This window comes from Streptomyces sp. TRM64462 (assembly GCF_013362995.1).
Lineage (GTDB): Bacteria > Actinomycetota > Actinomycetes > Streptomycetales > Streptomycetaceae > Streptomyces.
This window is the reverse complement of sequence record NZ_JABWDV010000430.1, coordinates 1-18,217: the sequence shown is the minus strand read 5'-3', so window position 1 is coordinate 18,217 and position 18,217 is coordinate 1. Positions and strand designations below refer to the sequence as shown.

16 protein-coding genes and 3 pseudogenes are annotated in these 18,217 nt (G+C 74.6%); 6 read left to right on the top strand and 13 right to left on the bottom strand.

What is annotated here, in order from left to right; all coding sequences use genetic code 11:
• Positions 1–192 (top strand): annotated as a pseudogene (locus tag HTZ82_RS27590) (carboxylate--amine ligase); the annotation flags it as partial.
• 72 nt (positions 193–264) lie between these two features.
• Here the strand turns inward: HTZ82_RS27590 and HTZ82_RS27585 are convergent.
• The 5 genes and pseudogenes from HTZ82_RS27585 to HTZ82_RS27565 all read right to left on the bottom strand — a co-directional run bounded on the left by HTZ82_RS27585 (position 265) and on the right by HTZ82_RS27565 (position 4,948).
• Positions 265–1,479, bottom strand: coding sequence for a sensor histidine kinase (locus HTZ82_RS27585; protein ID WP_175412100.1), 1,215 nt, complete (start codon positions 1,477–1,479; stop codon positions 265–267).
• A pseudogene (locus HTZ82_RS27580) lies at positions 1,476–3,225 on the bottom strand (cation acetate symporter). The gene HTZ82_RS27585 and the pseudogene HTZ82_RS27580 overlap by 4 nt, the downstream one beginning before the upstream one ends.
• A 10-nt stretch (positions 3,226–3,235) precedes the next feature.
• Positions 3,236–3,634, bottom strand: a complete 399-nt coding sequence (locus tag HTZ82_RS27575; protein ID WP_175412099.1) for a hypothetical protein — start codon at positions 3,632–3,634, stop codon at positions 3,236–3,238.
• 114 nt (positions 3,635–3,748) lie between these two features.
• A complete protein-coding gene (locus HTZ82_RS27570) occupies positions 3,749–4,099 on the bottom strand; it encodes a hypothetical protein (protein ID WP_309235720.1) in 351 nt (116 codons plus the stop codon).
• A gap of 105 nt (positions 4,100–4,204) precedes the next feature.
• Entirely contained in the window at positions 4,205–4,948 is a 744-nt protein-coding gene (locus tag HTZ82_RS27565; RefSeq protein ID WP_175412098.1) for a LytTR family DNA-binding domain-containing protein, read from the bottom strand.
• Positions 4,949–5,041: 93 nt separating this feature from the next.
• Here HTZ82_RS27565 and HTZ82_RS27560 point away from each other — a divergent pair, with 93 nt between their 5' ends.
• Positions 5,042–5,317, top strand: a complete 276-nt coding sequence (locus tag HTZ82_RS27560) for a hypothetical protein (protein ID WP_175412097.1) — start codon at positions 5,042–5,044, stop codon at positions 5,315–5,317.
• A gap of 30 nt (positions 5,318–5,347) precedes the next feature.
• On the opposite strand, the gene HTZ82_RS27555 is transcribed toward HTZ82_RS27560, so the two are convergent.
• From HTZ82_RS27555 to HTZ82_RS27535, 5 genes are all read right to left on the bottom strand, one after another.
• Entirely contained in the window at positions 5,348–6,208 is an 861-nt protein-coding gene (locus tag HTZ82_RS27555) for an Fpg/Nei family DNA glycosylase (RefSeq protein WP_175412096.1), read from the bottom strand.
• 45 nt (positions 6,209–6,253) lie between these two features.
• A complete protein-coding gene (locus HTZ82_RS27550) occupies positions 6,254–7,105 on the bottom strand; it encodes an amidohydrolase (RefSeq protein WP_175412095.1) in 852 nt (283 codons plus the stop codon).
• A complete protein-coding gene (locus HTZ82_RS27545; RefSeq protein WP_175412094.1) occupies positions 7,102–8,064 on the bottom strand; it encodes an aldo/keto reductase in 963 nt (320 codons plus the stop codon). The genes HTZ82_RS27550 and HTZ82_RS27545 overlap by 4 nt, the downstream gene beginning before the upstream one ends.
• 261 nt (positions 8,065–8,325) lie before the next feature.
• Positions 8,326–10,470, bottom strand: a complete 2,145-nt coding sequence (locus HTZ82_RS27540) for a SpoIIE family protein phosphatase (protein ID WP_175412093.1) — start codon at positions 10,468–10,470, stop codon at positions 8,326–8,328.
• 98 nt (positions 10,471–10,568) lie between these two features.
• Positions 10,569–11,609: a DUF6777 domain-containing protein gene (locus HTZ82_RS27535; protein ID WP_175412092.1), complete on the bottom strand. Its 1,041-nt coding sequence runs from the start codon at positions 11,607–11,609 to the stop codon at positions 10,569–10,571.
• Between the two features lie 199 nt (positions 11,610–11,808).
• On the opposite strand from HTZ82_RS27535, the gene HTZ82_RS27530 reads away from it, so the two are divergent.
• From HTZ82_RS27530 to HTZ82_RS27520, 3 genes are read left to right on the top strand one after another with little or no spacing between them, the layout of a single operon-like run.
• Positions 11,809–12,672 carry a YndJ family protein gene (locus HTZ82_RS27530; protein WP_175412102.1) on the top strand — a complete coding sequence of 288 codons (864 nt, stop codon included), beginning with the start codon at positions 11,809–11,811 and terminating at the stop codon, positions 12,670–12,672.
• The gene (locus tag HTZ82_RS27525) at positions 12,669–13,265 is read left to right on the top strand and encodes a DUF1990 family protein (RefSeq protein ID WP_175412091.1); all 597 of its coding nucleotides are present in this window, start codon (positions 12,669–12,671) and stop codon (positions 13,263–13,265) included. The genes HTZ82_RS27530 and HTZ82_RS27525 overlap by 4 nt, the downstream gene beginning before the upstream one ends.
• Positions 13,266–13,276: 11 nt before the next feature.
• Positions 13,277–14,728: a lipase maturation factor family protein gene (locus tag HTZ82_RS27520; RefSeq protein WP_175412090.1), complete on the top strand. Its 1,452-nt coding sequence runs from the start codon at positions 13,277–13,279 to the stop codon at positions 14,726–14,728.
• A gap of 208 nt (positions 14,729–14,936) precedes the next feature.
• Here HTZ82_RS27520 and HTZ82_RS27515 read toward each other — a convergent pair whose 3' ends face one another.
• The 3 genes from HTZ82_RS27515 to HTZ82_RS27505 form a co-directional block, all read right to left on the bottom strand.
• Positions 14,937–15,107, bottom strand: a complete 171-nt coding sequence (locus HTZ82_RS27515) for a hypothetical protein (protein WP_175412089.1) — start codon at positions 15,105–15,107, stop codon at positions 14,937–14,939.
• A 283-nt stretch (positions 15,108–15,390) separates the two neighbouring features.
• Positions 15,391–16,857: an SDR family NAD(P)-dependent oxidoreductase gene (locus tag HTZ82_RS27510; protein ID WP_175412088.1), complete on the bottom strand. Its 1,467-nt coding sequence runs from the start codon at positions 16,855–16,857 to the stop codon at positions 15,391–15,393.
• A gap of 157 nt (positions 16,858–17,014) precedes the next feature.
• The gene (locus HTZ82_RS27505; protein WP_309235717.1) at positions 17,015–17,743 is read right to left on the bottom strand and encodes a (2Fe-2S)-binding protein; all 729 of its coding nucleotides are present in this window, start codon (positions 17,741–17,743) and stop codon (positions 17,015–17,017) included.
• A gap of 218 nt (positions 17,744–17,961) precedes the next feature.
• Between HTZ82_RS27505 and HTZ82_RS27500 the strand changes: the two are divergent.
• Positions 17,962–18,217: pseudogene (locus tag HTZ82_RS27500) on the top strand (hypothetical protein); the annotation flags it as partial.

Here is an 18,217-nt window from a genome sequence, read left to right as displayed (position 1 = left end):
CCGCTGACGGGCGCGCGGGTCCCGGCGCCGGAGGCGGTGCGCGCCCTGCTGGGCTGGGTCCGCCCGGCGCTGGAGGCCACGGGCGACGAGGAGGAGGTACGGGCCCTGGCGGCCCGGGTACTCGCCCAGGGCACGGGCGCCGAACGGCAGCGCCGCCGCGCCGCGCCGGGCAGCCCCTGGCCCACGCTGTAGGCGCCCCGCGGGAGACCTACAGGGCGGGAGCCACAGGACGGAAGCTACAGGGCCGGAGCTACAGCGCGGGAGCTACAGGGTGTCGCGGTGGACGCCCGCCCGGTACTTGGGGAGGCGGACGGTGACCTTCATGCCCGCGTCGACGCCCGTCTCGACGACGAGCCCGTAGTCGTCCCCGTACACCTGGCGGAGCCGCTCGTCGACGTTGGACAGGCCGATGCCGGAGGACTGGGGGCGCTCTCCCGCGAGGATGGCGCGCAGCGCGTCCGGGTCCATGCCGACGCCGTCGTCCTCGATCGTGACGACCGCCTCGGCGCCCGCGTCCTGCGCCGCGATGGTGATGCGGCAGGTCTTCCGGGAGTCCTCCAGACCGTGCTTGACGGCGTTCTCGACGAGCGGCTGGAGGCACAGGAACGGCAGCGTGACGGGGAGGACCTCGGGGGCGACCTGGAGGGTGACCTGGAGGCGGTCCCCGAAGCGGGCACCGGCCAGGGCGAGGTACTGCTCGATGGACCGCAGTTCGTCGGCGAGCTGGGCGAACTCGCCGTGCCTGCGGAACGAGTAGCGGGTGAAGTCGGCGAACTCCAGGAGGAGTTCGCGGGCACGCCCGGGGTCGGTGCGGACGAACGAGGCGATGGCGGCGAGCGAGTTGTAGATGAAGTGCGGGGAGATCTGGGCGCGCAGCGCGCGGATCTCGGCCTCCATCAGCCGGGTGCGGGACCGGTCGAGTTCGGCCAGTTCGAGCTGGACGGACACCCAGCGGGCCACTTCGGTCGCGGCGCGCACGAGGACGGCGGACTCGCGGGAGCCGTAGGCGACGAGCGCGCCGAGCACGCCCTCCTCGCCGGTGAGCGGGGCGATGACGGCCCAGCGCAGGGGGCAGCCGGGGTCGGTGCAGCCGGCGCGGACGCTCTGGCTGCGGCCGGAGTCGAGGACCTCGGCGACGCGTTCCAGGACCTGTGCGGTGTGGTGGGCGCCGCCGGGCCCGTCCCAGGCGAGGACGGCGGTGCGGTCGGTGAGCGCGAGTGCCTCGGTGCCGAGCAGGGAGCGCAGCCGGCGGGCGGCCTTGCGGGCGGTGTCCTCGGTGAGTCCCGCGCGCAGCGGCGGGGCGGCGAGTGACGCGGTGTGGAGGGTGTGGAAGGTGGCGCGTTCGACGGGCGTGCCCAGGTCGAGGCCGTCACGCCCGTCGCGTCCGCCGCGCCGGGCGGCCAGCCGGCCGAGGGCGAACCCGGCGGCCAGCAGCAGGGTTCCGGTGGCGGCGAGTGCGGCGGCGAGGGTGCCGGTCACCGTTCGGCTCCTTCCGGCTGCGGGCGGCCGCCCACCAGGCCCTCGGGGAGGTGGAGGCGGGCGAGGATGGCCGGTGTCCCGGGCGGTATGTGGCGGGGGGTCGCCTTGGACACGGCGACCATGGTGAGGAAGCCGAGCGGCACGGACCAGACGGCGGGCCAGGCCATGAGGGTGTGCGGCCAGCCGTCGGGGGCGAGTCCGGCGCGGGTCGCCATGACGGCGGTGAGCGCGGCGCCGCCCCCGGTGAGCAGCCCGGCGACGGCGCCGGGCGGGGTGAGGCCGCGCCACCATATGCCGAGCACCAGCAGGGGGCAGAAGGACGACGCCGACACGGCGAACGCCAGGCCCACCGCGTCCGCGACGGGCACTTTGGTGGCGACGACGCTCATGCCCAGCGGCACGGCCATGGCGACCGGCGTCGCCAGCCGGAAGTGCCGCACCCCGCGTGACGGCAGCACGTCCTGCGTGAGGACCCCGGCCACCGACATGGTGAGTCCGGACGCGGTCGACAGGAACGCCGCGAAGGCGCCGCCCGCGAGCAGCGCGCCGAGCAGGTCGCCGGTGAGGCCGCCGACGAGCCGGTCCGGCAGGACGAGCACGGCGGCGTCGGCGGCGCCGGCGAGCGCGAGTTCGGGCGTGTAGATCCGGCCGAGCGCGCCGTACAGGGGCGGCAGCAGGTAGAAGGCGCCGACGAGGCCGAGGACGACGAGGGTGGTGCGGCGCGCGGTGCGGCCGTTGGGGCTGGTGTAGAAGCGTACGGCGACGTGGGGCAGGCCCATGGTGCCGAGGAAGGTCGCGAGGATCAGCCCGTACGTGGCGTAGAGCTGGTGGCCGTCGCGGTCGCCGGTGAGGGAGCGCGACCAGCCGAGCGGGTCGGCGGTGCCGGGGTCGTCGCCGGCCGCTCCGGTGCGTTCGGGAACGTGGGCGCCCGGCGGGAAGGCGAGGGTGGTTCCGGCGTCGACGCGGTGGGTGCCCTCGTCGAGGGTGATCCGCTGCCCTTCGTACGGGGTGGAGTCGACACGGCCGGTGACGGTGACGGTCAGCGGCGCGTCGACGGCGATGCGGACGGTGTCGGCGAGGCGTACGGCGGTGTGCTCGCGGAACACGGCCGGGGCGTCGAAGCGGGCGCGCGGCGCGTCGTCGGCGAGCCAGGCGGTGACGAGGAACAGCGCGGGCACGAGCAGCGCGGTGAGCTTCAGCCAGTACTGGAAGGCCTGCACGAAGGTGATGCTGCGCATCCCGCCGGCGGCGACGGCGCCGGTGACGACGAGGGCGACGAGGAGCCCNNCAGTCGGGGGCGCCGGTGAGGATCTCCAGTGTGAGCCCGGCGCCCTGGAGCTGCGGCAGCAGGTAGAGCCAGCCGATGCCGACGACGAACAGGCTGGAGAGCCGGCGGACCTGCGGTGACTCCAGGCGGGCCTCGGCAAAGTCGGACAGCGTGTACGCGCCGGAGCGGCGCAGCGGGGCGGCGACGAGGACGAGCAGGACGAGGTATCCGGCGGTGTAGCCGACGGGGTACCAGAGCATGTCGGGGCCCTGGAGGAGGACGAGGCCCGCGATGCCGAGGAAGGAGGCGGCGGAGAGGTACTCGCCGCTGATGGCGGCGGCGTTGAGGCGGGGCCCGACGGTGCGGGACGCGACGTAGAAGTCGGAGGTCGTGCGGGAGATGCGCAGGCCGAGGGAGCCGATGAGGACGGTGGCGAGGACGACGGCGGTGACCGCCGCCACCGCGTAGGTCTGGTTCACGGGCCCCGGTTCACCGGCCTTCGACGAGGCGCGTGAAGTCGCGCTCGTTGCGTTCGGCGCGGCGCACGTACCAGCGGGCGACGAGCCACATCACGGGGTGGACGGCCACGCCGAGCGCCGCCCACACGAACGGCTCGGCGGACAGGGCGGGGCCTTCGGAGGCCAGCGCGCCGGGGAGGGCGAGGAGCAGCGGGAGGGAGCCGACGAGCAGGGCGAGGGTGGCGAGCGCGGAGAGCGCGGCACGGAGCTGGCTGCGCATCAGGGAGCGGACGTAGGTGTGGCCGAGCGTGGTCTGCTCGCTGATCTCGGAGCGGGCCGGCGCGTGGCCGGGCGGACGGCGGGCGGAGCGGGGCACTCCGGTGACGGTCTCGCGCCGGGGGCGGGGCTGCTGCTGCGGCTCTGGCGACATGGACGTCCGGGGTGGGTCGCGGGTGGCTTCGGTGGCTCGGGGTGCGGAGTGCGGGCTGTGCACTTCGGGGGTGTGGAGTTTACGCAGAGACCCCGGGCACAGGTAGCCCGATTTTCATACCGGACTGTCGGGTGGCCGCACGCCCGCGCGGATGACGTCGCCCAGGGCGATCTCCAGCTCCACGTACGACTCCTCGGCCCGCCGGAACGCCAGCTCAAGGGCCGCGGCGGCGCGCGGCCCGACGAACCCGTGGGCGCCCTCGCGGATCTCGTCCAGCACGTCGGCCCAGCGCCCGGCGACGCTCCTGGCCCCGGCGAGCAGCGCCGCGACGTCCTCCGGACCGGAGGGGCGCGGGTCCGGGAGGGCGCGCAGGGCGCGCAACAGCGCTTCGGTCTCCGACTGCGACTGCTGCGACTGCTGCGCCCGCTGCGACTGCTCCGACTGCTCCGACTGCGATTCCGGCACCGGTCCTGCACCCCCTCGATGATCAAGGGTAGGCGCGGCGGCGCGGCCCCACCGGCGCGGTACGGACCAGCCGTCGCCGAACGGCACGTCCCGCGCGTCGAGCGGTCAGCCGCGCACGTGCCGCATCAGCAGCTCGCGCAGCTGGCGGGCGTGCCGGCGGCTGACGGACAGCTCGGCGCTGCCGACGCGCACGGTGGTGGCGCCGCCGTCGAGGCGCAGTTCGTCGATACGGCCCAGCGCGACGAGGTGGCTGCGGTGGATCCGGACGAATCCGCGCGCCGCCCACCGCTCCTCCAGCGTGGACAGCGGGATGCGGACCAGGTGGCTGCCGTCGTCGGTGTGCAGGCGCGCGTAGTCGCCCTGCGCCTCCACGTACGCGATGTCGTCGACGGGCACGAACCGGGTGACGCCGCCCAGCTCGACGGGGATCTGCTCGGCGACGGTCCCGGTGGGCGCGGGCTCGGCCAGATCGCTGACCCGGCGCACGGCCTCCGCGAGCCGCTCCCTGCGGACCGGCTTCAGGAGGTAGTCGACGGCCTTGAGGTCGAACGCCTGGACCGCGAAGCCCTCGTGGGCGGTGACGAACACGACGAGCGGCGGCCTGGCGAACCCGGCGAGCAGCCGGGCCACGTCGAGGCCGGTGAGCCCGGCCATGTGGATGTCGAGGAAGACGACGTCGATGGCGTCATCGCCGTCCGGGCCCGCCTCCAGGGCCCGGCCGATACGGCGCAGCGCCTCGGTCGCGTCGGTGGCGCCCTCCGCGCTGCGCACCCGGGGGTCGGAGCGCAGCAGGTAGAGCAGTTCCTCGAGGGCGGGCGCCTCGTCGTCGACGGCCAGTACGCGCAGCATGCTGCGGAGTGTAGGCGGGGCCCCGTTGAGCGAGAAGCGGATCCCGTACGTAGGAGCGGGAGGGAGGCGACAGCGGACGGGAGCGAGGGACGGATGGTGCGGGCGGCGGGCGCGGCGGAGCGGCACGACGCGGTGGGCGCCTACGCGCTGGGCGTCCTGGAGCCGTACGACGCCCTGTGCTGCGAGCGGCACGTCGCCGGCTGCCCGCCCTGTGCGCTGCGCCTGGCGGAGTTCGGGGAGGTGACGGCCACGCTGGCGCAGCTCACCGGGCGCGCGCCGCTGACGCCGCCGCCGTCGCCACCGTGGTCGCCCCGCCCGGCTCCGCGTGGCTGCCGGGTGCGGACGTGGCTGGTGTCGTTGCGCCACTGAGCGGTAGGTGGGCCCGCCCTGTCTTGGGCGTTACTTCAGGAGGCGGGACAGGCGGCGGTCGGCGAGGGGTTTCCCGCCGGTCTGGCACGTCGGGCAGTACTGCAGGGACGAGTCGCTGAACGACACCTCGCGGATGGTGTCGCCGCAGACCGGGCACGGTTCGCCGGTGCGGCCGTGGACGCGGAGCCCGCTCTTCTTCTCGGCCTTGAGCTTCCCCGCCTCCATGCCGTGCGCGCGGGCGACGGCGCCGCCGAGGGTGGTCCGCAGGGCCTCGTACAGGGCGGTGATCTCTTCGTCGGTGAGGTTCTGCACGGGTTTGTACGGTGACATGCGGGCGGCGTGCAGGATCTCGTCGCTGTACGCGTTGCCGATGCCGGCGATGAGGCGCTGGTCCCGCAGGGCGCCCTTGATCTGCCGCCGCTCCCCCGCGAGCAGCGCCGCGAACGCCTCGCGCGTGAAGGCGCCGGCGAGCGGGTCGGGGCCCAGGCGGGCGACACCCTCGACGTCGGCCGGGTCGTGGACGAGGTGGACGGCGAGCCGTTTCGTGGTGCCGGCCTCGGTCAGGTCGAAGCCGTCGCCTCCGCTCAGCGCCACCCGCAGGGCGAGCGGCCCCTTGCCGGAGCGGGGCGGCCCGGACGGGAGGACGTCCCGCCACTGGAGCCAGCCGGCGCGGGCCAGGTGGATCAGCAGGTGGAGGCCGCCCGCGCCGATGTCGAGGAACTTGCCGTGCCGGTCGACGGCCGTGACGGCCGCGCCGTCGAGGGCGGTGAGGGGAGGGTCGTACGTCTTGAGGACGCTGACGGCGACGGGCAGGACGCGGGCGATCTCCTTGCCCGTGAGGTGGACGTCGAGGAACTCGCGGAGCGCCTCGACCTCGGGGAGTTCGGGCATGGTTCCAGCGTGCCGCAGGACGCCGCCGCCCGCCTCAGCAGCGGGTCACAGGCCGTACACGCGCGTGGCGGTGCCGGCGAACACGGCGTGGCGTTCGGCGTCGGTGAGCCCGTTCGTGAGCGTCCTGGCGGTGGCGACGACCTCGCCGTAACCGGCGGCGACGAGGCACACGGGCCAGTCGGAGCCGAACATCAGCCGGTCGGGCCCGAAGGCGTCGAGGACGGTGTCGGCGTACGGGATCAGGTCGGCCGCGGTCCAGTGGCCCGGGGCGGCCTCGGTGACCAGGCCGGAGAGCTTGCAGACGGTGTTGGGAAGGGCGGCGAGCGCGCGGACGCGGCGCGCCCAGTGGGCGATGCCGCCGGTGGCGACGGGCGGTTTGCCCAGGTGGTCGAGGACGAACGTCAGGCCGGGCAGCAGGGCGGCGGCCCGGGTGGCGGCGGCGAGCTGGTGGGGCCGTACCACCAGGTCGTACACGAGCCCGGCGTCCGCGACGGCGGCGAGGCCGCGCAGCACGTCGGGGCGGAGCAGCCACGCCGGGTCGGGTTCGTCCTGTACCTGGTGGCGGACGCCGGCCAGGCGCCGGCCGCCGGGGAGGGCGCGGAGGGCGGCGAGGGCGTCGGTGACGCCGGGCGCGGTGAGGTCGGTCCAGCCGACGACGGCGGCGGGGAGCGGGTGGCGGCGGTCGGCGAGGGCGAGGAGTTCGGGGGTCTCGTCGGGGACGGTGACGGTCTGGACGAGGACGGTGGCGCGGACGCCTGCGGCGCGGGCGTACGGGGCGAGGTCGTCGAGCGTGAAGGTGCGCCGCAGCGGGGCGAGGGCGGGCCCGCTGATCCAGGCCTGGTCGCGGACGGCGAGGTCCCACACGTGGTGGTGGGCGTCGACGATGCCGCCCGTCACCGCAGCAGGCCCTCCGCCTTCAGGTCGTCCCACAGGGCCTCGGGGACCGGCCGGTCCAGCTGGGCGACCGCGTCCCGCAGCTCGTCGGCGGAGCGGCCGCCCAGCAGGACCGCCGCGACGGCGGGGTGCCGGAGCGGGTAGGCCAGGGCCGCCGCGCGCAGCGGTACGCCGTGGCGTGCGGCGACGGCCTTGAGGCGCAGGGCCCGTTCGACGAGGGCGGGCGGCGCGGCCCGGTAGTCGTAGCGGGCGCCGGGGCGCGGGTCGGCGAGGAGCCCGGAGTTGAGGACGCCGCCGACGAGGACGCTCCTGCCGCGCGCGGCCGCCTCGGGCAGGAGCGTGTCGAGTGCGGACTGGTCGAGGAGGGTGAGGCGGCCGGCACACAGGACGGTGTCGACGTCGGTGTCGCGGAGGAAGCGGGTCAGCATGGCCGTCTGGTTCATGCCGGCGCCGATGGCGCGGACGACGCCTTCGGAGCGGAGCCGTTCCAGGGCCGGGTAGGCGTCGCGGAAGGCGGCTTCCTCGTGGTCGTCGGGGTCGTGGAGGTGGACGAGGTCGACGCGGTCGAGGCCGAGCCGCTCCAGGCTCTGCTCGATGGAGCGCCGTACGCCGTCGCCGCTGAAGTCCCAGACGCGGCGGTGCGTGGCGGGGACGGCGAAGCCGTGGGCCAGGTCGTCGCCGGAGGGGTGGGGCAGGGGTTCGAGGAGCCGGCCCGCCTTGGTGGCGAGCGTGTACGCGTCGCGGGGGCGGGCGCGCAGGGCCTCGCCGATGCGGCGTTCGGCGAGGCCGAGGCCGTAGTGGGGTGCCGTGTCGAAGTGGCGGATGCCGGCGTCCCAGGCGGCGTCGACGGCGGCGGCCGCCGTGTCGGGCGGGACGGGCGTGTAGAGATTGCCGAGGGCGCCGGTGCCGAAGGCCAGCTCGGTGACCGTGACGCCGCTCCGCCCCAGCACGCGCCGCCGCATACCGCTCCCCCGTCCCCGGTCCGCCGCTCGTCGCCGGTCCGCCGCCCGTCCCTGGTCCGCCGCGGCCCGTCCCTGGTCCGCCGCGGCCCGTCCCTGGTCCGTCGCCGCCCGTCCCCGGTCCGCCGCTCCTCGCCGCCCGTCGTCGCCCGTCGCCGGCCGTCGCCGGGCGCCCGTCGCTCGTCGCCGGCCGTGTGGTCGCCTCTCCTCCGCGGCCACAGCGGTCCGGCACCCCCGCACTATTGATCGGAGGGGTGCCGGACGTCAACCCTCCTGCGACCGCCGGAATTTCCCGCCTTGGCTGGTACCCGGGCCGCCCACTGGTCGGATGTCTCCGCCGTCCACCGGTCGCTCGGGCAGGCCGAACTCGCACCACACGCACTTGCCGCTGCCGCGTGACTCGACGCCCCAGACCTCGGCCAGCCGGTCCACCAGCAGCAGTCCGCGCCCGGACACGCCCTCCTCGCCGGCCTCGCGGCGGCGCGGCAGCACGCTGGAGCGGTCCTCCACCTCGACGCGCAGCCTCCGTTCGGGTCCGGTGAGCATCCGCAGCGTGACGACGGCGCCGCCGTCGGTGTGGAGCAGGGCGTTGGTGATCAGCTCGTCGGCGGCCAGTTCGATCTCGTCGGCCCGCTCGCGCGCGCCCCAGGCGCGTACGGCGGCGCGGATCATGTGGCGGGCGGAGCGCAGCGCCTCGGGGTCGCTCTGCGCCACGTGCTGCTGGAGGCGGCCGCCGGCCTGTGGCGTGTAGCCGCCGCGGCGGCGCAGCAGCAGGATCGCCACGTCGTCGTCGCCGCCGCGCTCGTCCACCACGTCGCACAGGTGGTCGGCGAGCAGGTGGAGGTCGCTGGGGCCGTTGCGGACGAGGGCGGTGAGCCACTGCATGCCCTCGTCGAGGTCGGCCCCGGGCTGTTCGACCAGCCCGTCCGTATAGAGGAGCAGGGTCTGGCCCGGGTCGAGTTCGATGACGCTGACGGGGTAGTCGAGCGCGCCGAACTCGGCGGACAGGCCGAGCGGCAGGGCGCCCTGCACGGGCACACGCCGGCAGTTCCCGTCGGCGTCACGCAGCAGCGGGTCCACATGGCCGGCCCGTACGACCTGGACGACGCCGGATGCCAGGTCGACCTCCATGTAGGTGCAGGTGGCGAAGCGGTCCGTGTCGAGTTCGCGGAGGAACACCGAGGCCCGGGCCATGACGGTGGCCGGGGTGTGGCCCTCGGCGGCGTACGCGCGCAGCACGATGCGGAGCTGGCCCATGACGGCGGCGGCGTGCGTGTCGTGGCCCTGGACGTCCCCGATGACGGCGCCGACCCGGCCCCCGGGCAGCGGGATGACGTCGTACCAGTCGCCGCCGATGTCCCGGCCGAGCCGGGCCGACCGGTAGCGGACGGCGACCTGCGCGCCGGGGACCTCGGGGATCCGGCGGGGCAGCATCGCCTGCTGGAGGCCCTCGGCGAGATCGTGCTCCTGCTCGAAGAGCATGGCCCGCTGGAGGCTCTGGGCGATGCTGCTGCCGAGGGCGACGAGGACGTTGCGGTCGTCGGTGGTGAAGCCGTACTTGTCGCTGTAGAGCAGGCCGAGCGCGCCGATGGGGCGGGCCTGGGCGATCAGCGGCAGGTAGGCGGCGGAAGTGATGCCGAGGCCGCTGATGTGGGGCCACAGGAGCGGGTAGGAGCGCGCGAAGTCCTCGGCGGACTCGATGAAGCGCGGGGCGAGGGTCCGTACGACCTCGCTCATCGGGTACTCGTCGTCCACGCGCGTGTAGCGGGTACCGGGCACGAAGGAGCCCTCGGGCCCGTCGGCGACGAGGTGGATACGGCCGGCTTCGAGGAGGCCCATGACGACGCTCGTCGCGCCGAGGTGTTCGAGTCCGTGCGAGTCCTTCAGGACGTCGATGACGTCCTGGACGGTGCGGGCGTGGGCGAGGGCGGCGGTGGTGGACTCGACCACGCTGGTCTGCCGGCGCCGCTCGGCGTCGACCTCCAGGCGGGCCGTGGACTCGGCCAGTTCCTGGGTCGCGTCACGGACGATGCCGATGATGCGGCGGGGCCGCCCGGTCTCGTCACGGCGGATGAAGCCCTGCGTGTGGGTCCAGCGCAGGCCGCCTTCGCGGGTGCGGATGCGGAAGTAGGCGCCGTAGTGCGTGCTGCCGTTCTTGAGGGCCTGCGTGACCATGGCGTCGAGTCGTACGGACTCGCTGGGCGGCACGTTCCGGGCAAGGCTCTCCGGCCTCCCGTCGTACTCGGCGGGCTCCACCTGGAACACGTCGAGTGCGACCTCGTCCATGTGCATCAGCCCGGTGTCGAGGTCCCAGTCGAAGCTGCCCATGCGGTTCAGGGACAGACTCTGATCCGGGTGGGCGGGCCAGTCCTCGGGGAGCGACAGGGCATCCGCTGCCGGATCAACCATGGAGCCACTCTGCCATCATTTGTCTGTTTTATCGACCTTTTATCGGGTCGCGGGGCGTCTTACGGAAGAGGCGGCCGGTCACGGCCGGTCACGGCCGGTCACATGTCGAAGCTCGCGGGTTCCTGAGGCGGGCCGTCGGGCACGGTCTCCTCGGGGATACCTTCGCCGGATTCCGCACCGTCGGGCATGCCACCGTCGGGGACGGTGCCGTCGCGGATGCCGCCGTCTGGAAGGCCCACGTCCGGCGGGGGTGCGGCCGGGCGGAGGGCGTCCGGGACGGCGCGCTCGGCCACGTGGCGCTCCCCGGGGTCGTACGCCGGGGGCACTTCGGGCGTGCGGTCCTGCTCGCCGCGCGTGCCGACCTTCCGCTCCAGCCAGGTGTCGTTCAGGACGTTCACGAGGATCAGGCTGTCGAGCGCCCGCTGCGTCGGGGTCACGACCACGACGCGGTCGGGGCGGTAGCCCTCCCAGGGCCGCCCCCGCTGCGCCGCCGGGTGCCGGTCGTCGTCCGGGGTGCGGATCGGGTTGCCGCAGGCGCAGCGCACCCGGGGGGCGCCGTACGCGTCGACCAGGACGGCGGTGCCCGCCTGGAGGACGGCCTGGTACGGGGTCGCCGCGCCGTCGCGGTAGCCGTGGCCGGTCACGCGCGTGTCGGCGCGCAGCATCACGGGCGTGAGGCCGCGCAGCCAGTCGGCCAGCCCGCCGGGGGTGACGCCGGCGGCCTCGGCGAAGGCGTCGGCCTTGGCCCGGTCGGCGGTGAGGAACCGTGCCTGCTGGTCGACGTCGCAGCTGGGCAGGGACTGCGTGCCGCCGTACAGGCCGGGCGTCGCGCCGTCGACGGTACGCAGCGGAGGCCCGGCGGCGCCGGTCATGGGCGGCGGGGGCACGGCGGGCGACGGGGGCGAGGTGCCGGCGGAGGCCCGGCGCGGCTGGGCGACGTCGGCGGTGAGGGACGTGGAGGCCGTGAACGGGTCCGGGCCGGTGGCCGCGGCCGCCTGGAGGAGAATCGTCCGCTCCCCCTCCGGCGTCCCCGCGGCCTCGGACGGGGTGCCGTCGCCGCCGCAGCCCGCCGCGAGCAGTCCGGCGGCGGCCAGGGCGGCGGCGAGAGCGCCGGAGCGGCGGCGTGTGGGTGGGCGCACGCGGATCTCCCATCCTTTCCACGGAGTTACCGGACAAGTCCCCTCCATCTCTGCCGGACGGCGCAGTGCACCGCAACCGGAAGAAAAGGGCTCACAGCCCCCGAAAATCCGGACTTGAACATGTTCAACTGCGAGCGCTACGCTCCACCCAACCGATTTGAACGCGTTCAACGTGCAGGTGAGAGGGGGCAGGGTCGCGATGTCCGTCCTGGTCGATCTGATCGTGATGCTCGGAATGCTGGTGATCGTGCCGATGGGACTGCGCCTCATGGACGCCCCGGAGGCCGCGCCCGTCCGGGTGCTGTGGCCGCTGTGCGCCGTACCCGGCGCGGTGTCCCTGTGGCTGCCGCGCGGCGCCCTCGCGACCGCCCTGGCCGCCTGCTACGCGCTCGGCACGCTGCTCCTGGCGCTCGCCGCGCCGCGCCGCCTGGCCAGGACCCGGTCGCTAGCGCCCGCCGACGTGGCCGTGCTGACGGCCCTGGTCAGCCCGTCCGTCGCCGCCACCGCGCTGGTCGCCGAACGGTGGGGGCACGAGCTGTTCGGCTTCGACCTCGGCATCCTCGACCTGACCGTGCCGCACTTCCACTTCGCCGGATTCGCCGCGGCGCTGGTCGCGGGCCTGGTGCGGAGCGCCGCGCCCGGCCGTCCCGCGGCGGCCTTCGCCGCGCTGAGCGTCCCGCTCGGCACCTTCCTCGTCCTGCTCGGCTACTTCGTCGACGACTGGGCCGAACTGGCGGGGGCCGTCGTCCTCACCGCGGGGATGTGGGCCGTCGCCCTGGTCACGTGGCAGGACGTGCTGCCCCGCGGCCGCGACCGGCTGACCCGCGCCCTGTTCGCCGTCTCGGCCGGCGTCCTCGTCGCGACGATGCTGCTCGCGCTGAGCTGGGCACTCGGCGAGGCGACCGGAATCCCCCATCCGAACCTCACCTGGATGGCGGCCACCCACGGCCTGGCCAACGCCCTGGGCTTCGCCCTCTGCTCCGTACTCGCCTGGCGCCGCCTGACCGGCGCCGGGCACCGCGCCGGCACGCCGGCTCCCGCACCCGAGGAGATCCCCGCATGACCCGCCTCACCCGCAGCCTCACCGGCACCGACCGCCGTGGCCGCCCCGGCCGCACCAGCCGCACCAGCCGCCCCGGCGTCACCTTCTCGTACCCCGACGTCGGCGCCACCCGCTCCCCCGAGCTCCCGGCCGGCTACCACCACCTCCGCCACAGCGCGCTCATCGGCCACGGCCGGGACGCGTTCCAGGCGGCCGGCGCGGCCGTCACCACCTGGCGGATGCACCGCGCGTCGGGGGCCAGGGTCCACGCCGAGGCCGTCCGCGCCGTACCCGGCGTACGGCTCACGGTCGCCGTGGGCGCGGGTCCGGTCGAGTACGGCGTCCCGTGCGAGGTGGTCTGGACGGCGTACGAGGAGAACCGCACCGGCTTCGCGTACGGCACGCTCCAGGGCCACCCCGAGCGCGGTGAGGAGTCGTTCGTCGTGGACCTGCGCCCCGACGGCTCCGTCTGGTTCACGGTCACCGCCTTCAGCCGCCCCGCCCGCTGGTACAGCCGGGCCGCCGGGCCGCTCGTCCCCGTGCTCCAGCGCTGGTACGCGCGCCGGCTCGGCCGGACGCTCCGCGCCATCGCCCGGGGGCGCGGCCTCGACTGATACTGGAGGTGATGGAGTGGTTCAGCTGGTTCGCCTCATCGGACTACTGGCTGGGACGTCTGCTCTTCCAGCGGGCGCTCGCCGTGGTCTACCTGGTGGCGTTCCTGTGTGCCGCCCTCCAGTTCCGGGCGTTGATCGGCGCGCGCGGCATGCTGCCGGTCCCCGACTTCGTGCGGCGGGTCCCGGCACGGCGGGCGCCGAGCCTGTTCCAGTGGCACTACTCCGACCGGTTCTTCGCGCTGTGCGCCTGGGGCGGGGCGGCGCTGGCGCTGGCCCTGGCCGCGGGCGCGGGGGACGCCGTGCCGCTCGCCGTGGCGATGCTGATGTGGGCGGTGCTGTGGGGCCTGTACCTGTCGATCGTGAACGTCGGCCAGACCTGGTACGGCTTCGGCTGGGAGTCGCTGCTCCTGGAGGCCGGCTTCCTGGCGATCTTCCTCGGCAACGAGCGCACGGCGCCTCCCGTGCTGCTGATGTGGCTGCTGCGCTGGCTGCTGTTCCGCGTCGAGTTCGGGGCCGGCCTGATCAAGCTGCGCGGTGACGCATGCTGGCGCAATCTGACCTGCCTGTACTACCACCACGAGACCCAGCCGATGCCCAACCCGCTGAGCTGGTTCTTCCACCACCTGCCGCGTCCGCTCCACCGCGTGGAGGTGGCCGCCAACCACGCGACCCAGCTGGTCGTCCCGGTGCTGCTGTTCACACCGCAGCCGGTGGCGACGGTCGCGGCCGGGGTCATCGTCGTCACCCAGCTGTGGCTGGTGCTGTCCGGCAACTTCGCCTGGCTGAACTGGGTGACGATCGTGCTCGCCCTGTCCGCCGTGGACGGCACCCTGTTCACCACCGCGCCCGACCTGCCCGACCCGCCGCTCTGGTACGGCGTCCTCGTCGCCGCCGTGGCCGCCCTGGTCCTGGCGCTCAGCGTGCGCCCGGCCCGCAACCTGCTCTCCCGCCAGCAGACCATGAACCGCTCCTTCGACCCGCTGCACCTGGTCAACACCTACGGCGCGTTCGGCACCGTCGGCCGGGTGCGGCACGAGGTGGTCGTCCAGGGCACGGCCGATCCGGTGCTCCACTCCGGGACCGTGTGGAAGGAGTACGAGTTCAAGGGCAAGCCCGGTGACGTACGGCGGCTGCCGCGCCAGTACGCGCCGTACCATCTGCGGCTCGACTGGCTGATGTGGTTCGCGGCGATCTCACCGGTGTACGCGGCGGACTGGTTCGGCCCGTTCGTGGCGCGGCTCCTGGACAACGACCGGGACACGCTGCGGCTGCTGCGCCACAACCCGTTCCCGGACGCCCCGCCGGCGATGGTCAGAGCGCGGCTGTACCGCTACCGCTTCACGACCTGGCGGGAGCTGCGGTCCACGGGCGCCTGGTGGCACCGCACGCTGGTCCGCGAGTTCCTGCCGCCGACGCGCCTCGAACCGGCGGCGCCGGGCGACACGGAAGCCCCGCGATGGTGAAGCTCTGGGTAAAGCTGGTGGGGCCCGGCCGGGCTCGGCTACGTTGCGGCGGCGGTGGGACGGGCCGAACGGATGCCGATGACGTTCGGCCCGCTCGCCTGCCCTCTCCGGCGGTCCACCGGGTGCGCTCTCCCGTGTCGGCGCCGGGCGGACAGCCCTCGTGCCCTCCGCCGAAGCCGGCGGAGGGCACGAGACAGAAGGCGTGAGGTCAGTCCACGCTGGGCAGGATGTGCGGCTCGGCGAGGTCGTCCTCGTAGCCGGCCAGCCGGATCGGGGCCGAACGGGCCCAGACCTCCAGGCTGCCGAGCTCGTCCGAACGGGTGGACCGTTCCGCCGGATCCGCGGGGCTCTGCTCCCGCGTCGTCGATTCTGTTGTCACCGCGCACTCCTCCGTGTCGCGAACCTATGGGGACATATCTGCCGTTCGGTCGCGGTGGCGCCGGTAACCGGGCGGGACCGCGGCCTTGGTGGCAGGCCAGTCCCGTGGCCGGCCCGAGGGAGTTTCGTGGGTCCCGTTCGGCCGACCGTTCGCTCCAGACTAACCAAATGAGCGCGGCGCCGCTCGATGGAACGCGTCACACCATCGGGTTCCGGCCAGAGTGACCCGGAGTGCCCCATAACGGGCACTCCGTGTCGTCAACACGCTTTCGGGAGGCTCCGGTTCACCACTTGCCGGGCGCGTAGTCCTTGAGGAAGCAGCCGTACAGGTCCTCGCCGGCCTCTCCGCGTACGACGGGGTCGTAGACGCGGGCGGCGCCGTCGACGAGGTCGAGAGGGGCGTGGAAGCCGGCTTCGGCGAGCCGCATCTTGTCCGGGTGCGGACGCTCGTCGGTGATCCAGCCGGTGTCGACCGCCGTCATCAGGATGCGGTCGCTCTCGAACATCTCCTGGCCGCTGGTGCGCGTCAGCATGTTGAGCGCGGCCTTGGCCATGTTGGTGTGCGGGTGGCCCGCGCCCTTGTAGCCGCGGCTGAAGACGCCCTCCATGGCGGAGACGTTCACGATGTACTTCCGCCGTGCCGGGGAGGCGGCCATCGCCGCCCGCAGCCGGCTGATGAGGATGAACGGGGCGGTCGAGTTGCACAGCTGGACTTCGAGGAGCTCCACCGGGTCGACCTCGTCGACGGTCTGGATCCAGCTGTTGGTGGACGCCAGGTCGGGCACCAGGCCACCCGCGTCGATGGCGGTGCCTGCGGCGATCCGCGCGGGCGTCGCGGAGCCGCTGACGAGGGCGAGGTCGGTGACCTCCTGCGCGGTCAGCCCGTCGCCGCTGCGCGCGGACGGCAGGGCGGCCATGGACTCCACGGCGCCGCTTCCGAACGTGCCGATGACCTCGGCGGCCGGCAGTTCGCCCGCGGGCAGCGGGGCCGCCTCGGCGGAGACCAGCTCGCTGTACGCGTTGCGGGAGCGGCGTACGGTCTGCGCGGCGTTGTTGATCAGGATGTCGAGCGGGCCCGCCGCGGCGACGGAGTCCGCGAGTGCGACGACCTGGGCGGGGTCGCGCAGGTCGATCCCGACGATCTTCAGCCGGTGGATCCAGTCGTCGCTGTCGGGCTGGGCCTTGAAGCGGCGGATCGCGTCGTTCGGGAAGCGGGTGGTGATCGTGGTGTGGGCGCCGTCGCGGAGCAGCCGCAGCGCGATGTACATGCCGATCTTGGCGCGGCCGCCGGTGAGCAGCGCGCGCCGCCCGGTCAGGTCGGTGCGGGCGTCGCGGCGGGCGCGGTTCTCGACGGCGCACGCCGGGCACAGCTGGTGGTAGAACGCGTCGACCTGGACGTACCGGTTCTTGCAGATGTAGCAGGAGCGGGGGCGCTGGAGTATCCCCGCGATCTCGCCGGCGGCGGAGGAGCTGGGCAGCAGGCCCTGCGTCTCGTCGTCGATGCGCTCGGCGGAGCCGGTCGCCGTGGCCTCGGTGACCGCCCTGTCGTGCGCCGTCTTGGCGGCCCGCCGCTCCTGGCGGCGGCGCTGCTTGACGGTCCGGTAGATCCCGGCCGTGGCGCGCCGTACGGCGATCGCGTCGGGGTGGTCGATCTCCAGCTTGTCGAGCTCCTCGAGCACGCTCAGGCAGACGGCCAGACGCTCGGGGTCGATGCCCGGCCCGTACGCGTGGTTGTCTTCTGTCACCGTCATGGCCGTTGCCGTTCCTCGATCATCCGTTTGCCACGTTTCAAAAGTGAGACTTTACGGAGCGGAGGGCCGCGCCGCCAAACCCGGACGCCGCGGGGTGGGCCCGGGGTGGCGCGGGGGCGGGGCGCGCGGCGTCTTCGCGGGTGGACGCCGGGCGCGGTCACCGGGTGGGCGCGGAGCGGTGGGGCGGGTGGTCGAAGACGCAGTCGCCGCACAGGCCTCCGCCGGGGCAGCGGTAGTAGAGGCAGCAGGTGCGGCGGCGCAGCGCGGGGCCCTGGAGGGTGCCCGACAGGTCGGGGTGGTCGAGCAGGGCGGCGGCCAGGCCGGCGCCGCGCGCGGCGGCTTCGGGGCGGCCGGTGCGGTGCGCCCAGCGGGTGAGTTCCCGGACGGCGCCCGCCAGCGCGGAGCCGGCGTTGCCCCACAGGAGCCGCGCCGACACGGGTCCTGCCGCGCGCAGGGCGTCGGCGAGCGGCGCGAGGTGGCCGTACTGGACGGCGTCCCGCAGCTCCTCCGGGGTGCCGGGGCGGGTCGCGCGGCCGTCCCACCACAGGTCGTCGGGTGCGCTGCGGGCCGGGTCCCAGTACAGCCGCCCGGGCGTGACGTCGGGGAACACGCCGTACAGGGCGGCGGGCCCGAGGGTGACCGACCAGAGGCGCGCGGCGAGCCCGAGCTGGGCGACGGACGCCGCGACCCGGTACTCGGGGGCGCGCAGCCGCTCCCCGACCCGCGTGACGCGGGCGGTGAGGGGCGCGTGGTCCCCGGCGTACACGCGGGCGAGGGGGACGTACGCGCCGGGGGCAGGGGGCGCGGTGCGCAGCGCGAAGAAGCCGCCGATGCCGGTGACGGTCTCCAGGTCGCCGTCCGTGAGCCCCCGTGCCTCCGCGTCCACCGCGCCGCTCCTCCCCTGCCGTCGCCCCTGGGCGCCCCGCCCCGGCGGGACCACGGTAGCGGCCGCGTGCGCCATCCCGTACGGCAGCGGCGGTGCTGCCGTACTCCCGTACTCCCGTACTGCGACGGCAGTAGGACCGGACCCGTACCGGGGGACGACGACGTGGAAGATCGCCGGAGTCATCGTGGAGGCATGAACCCGCTGCCCTGTCCGTCCTGTTGTCGCTGGTCTCCGCGGTCGCGTACGCGCCCGGGGCGATCGTCCAGGAACGGGTCGCGGCGTCGGCGGCGGGCCGGGCGTACGCACCGCCGGCCCGGCCCGCCTGGTGGGGTGCCGTGGCGCTGAACGGGGCCGGAGCGCTGCTGCACGTGGCGGCGCTGGCGTACGGGCCGCTGAGCGTGGTGCAGCCGCTGGGTGCGCTGACGATCGTGGTCGCGCTGCCGATGGCAGCCCTGTTGGTGGGGCGCCGGGCGG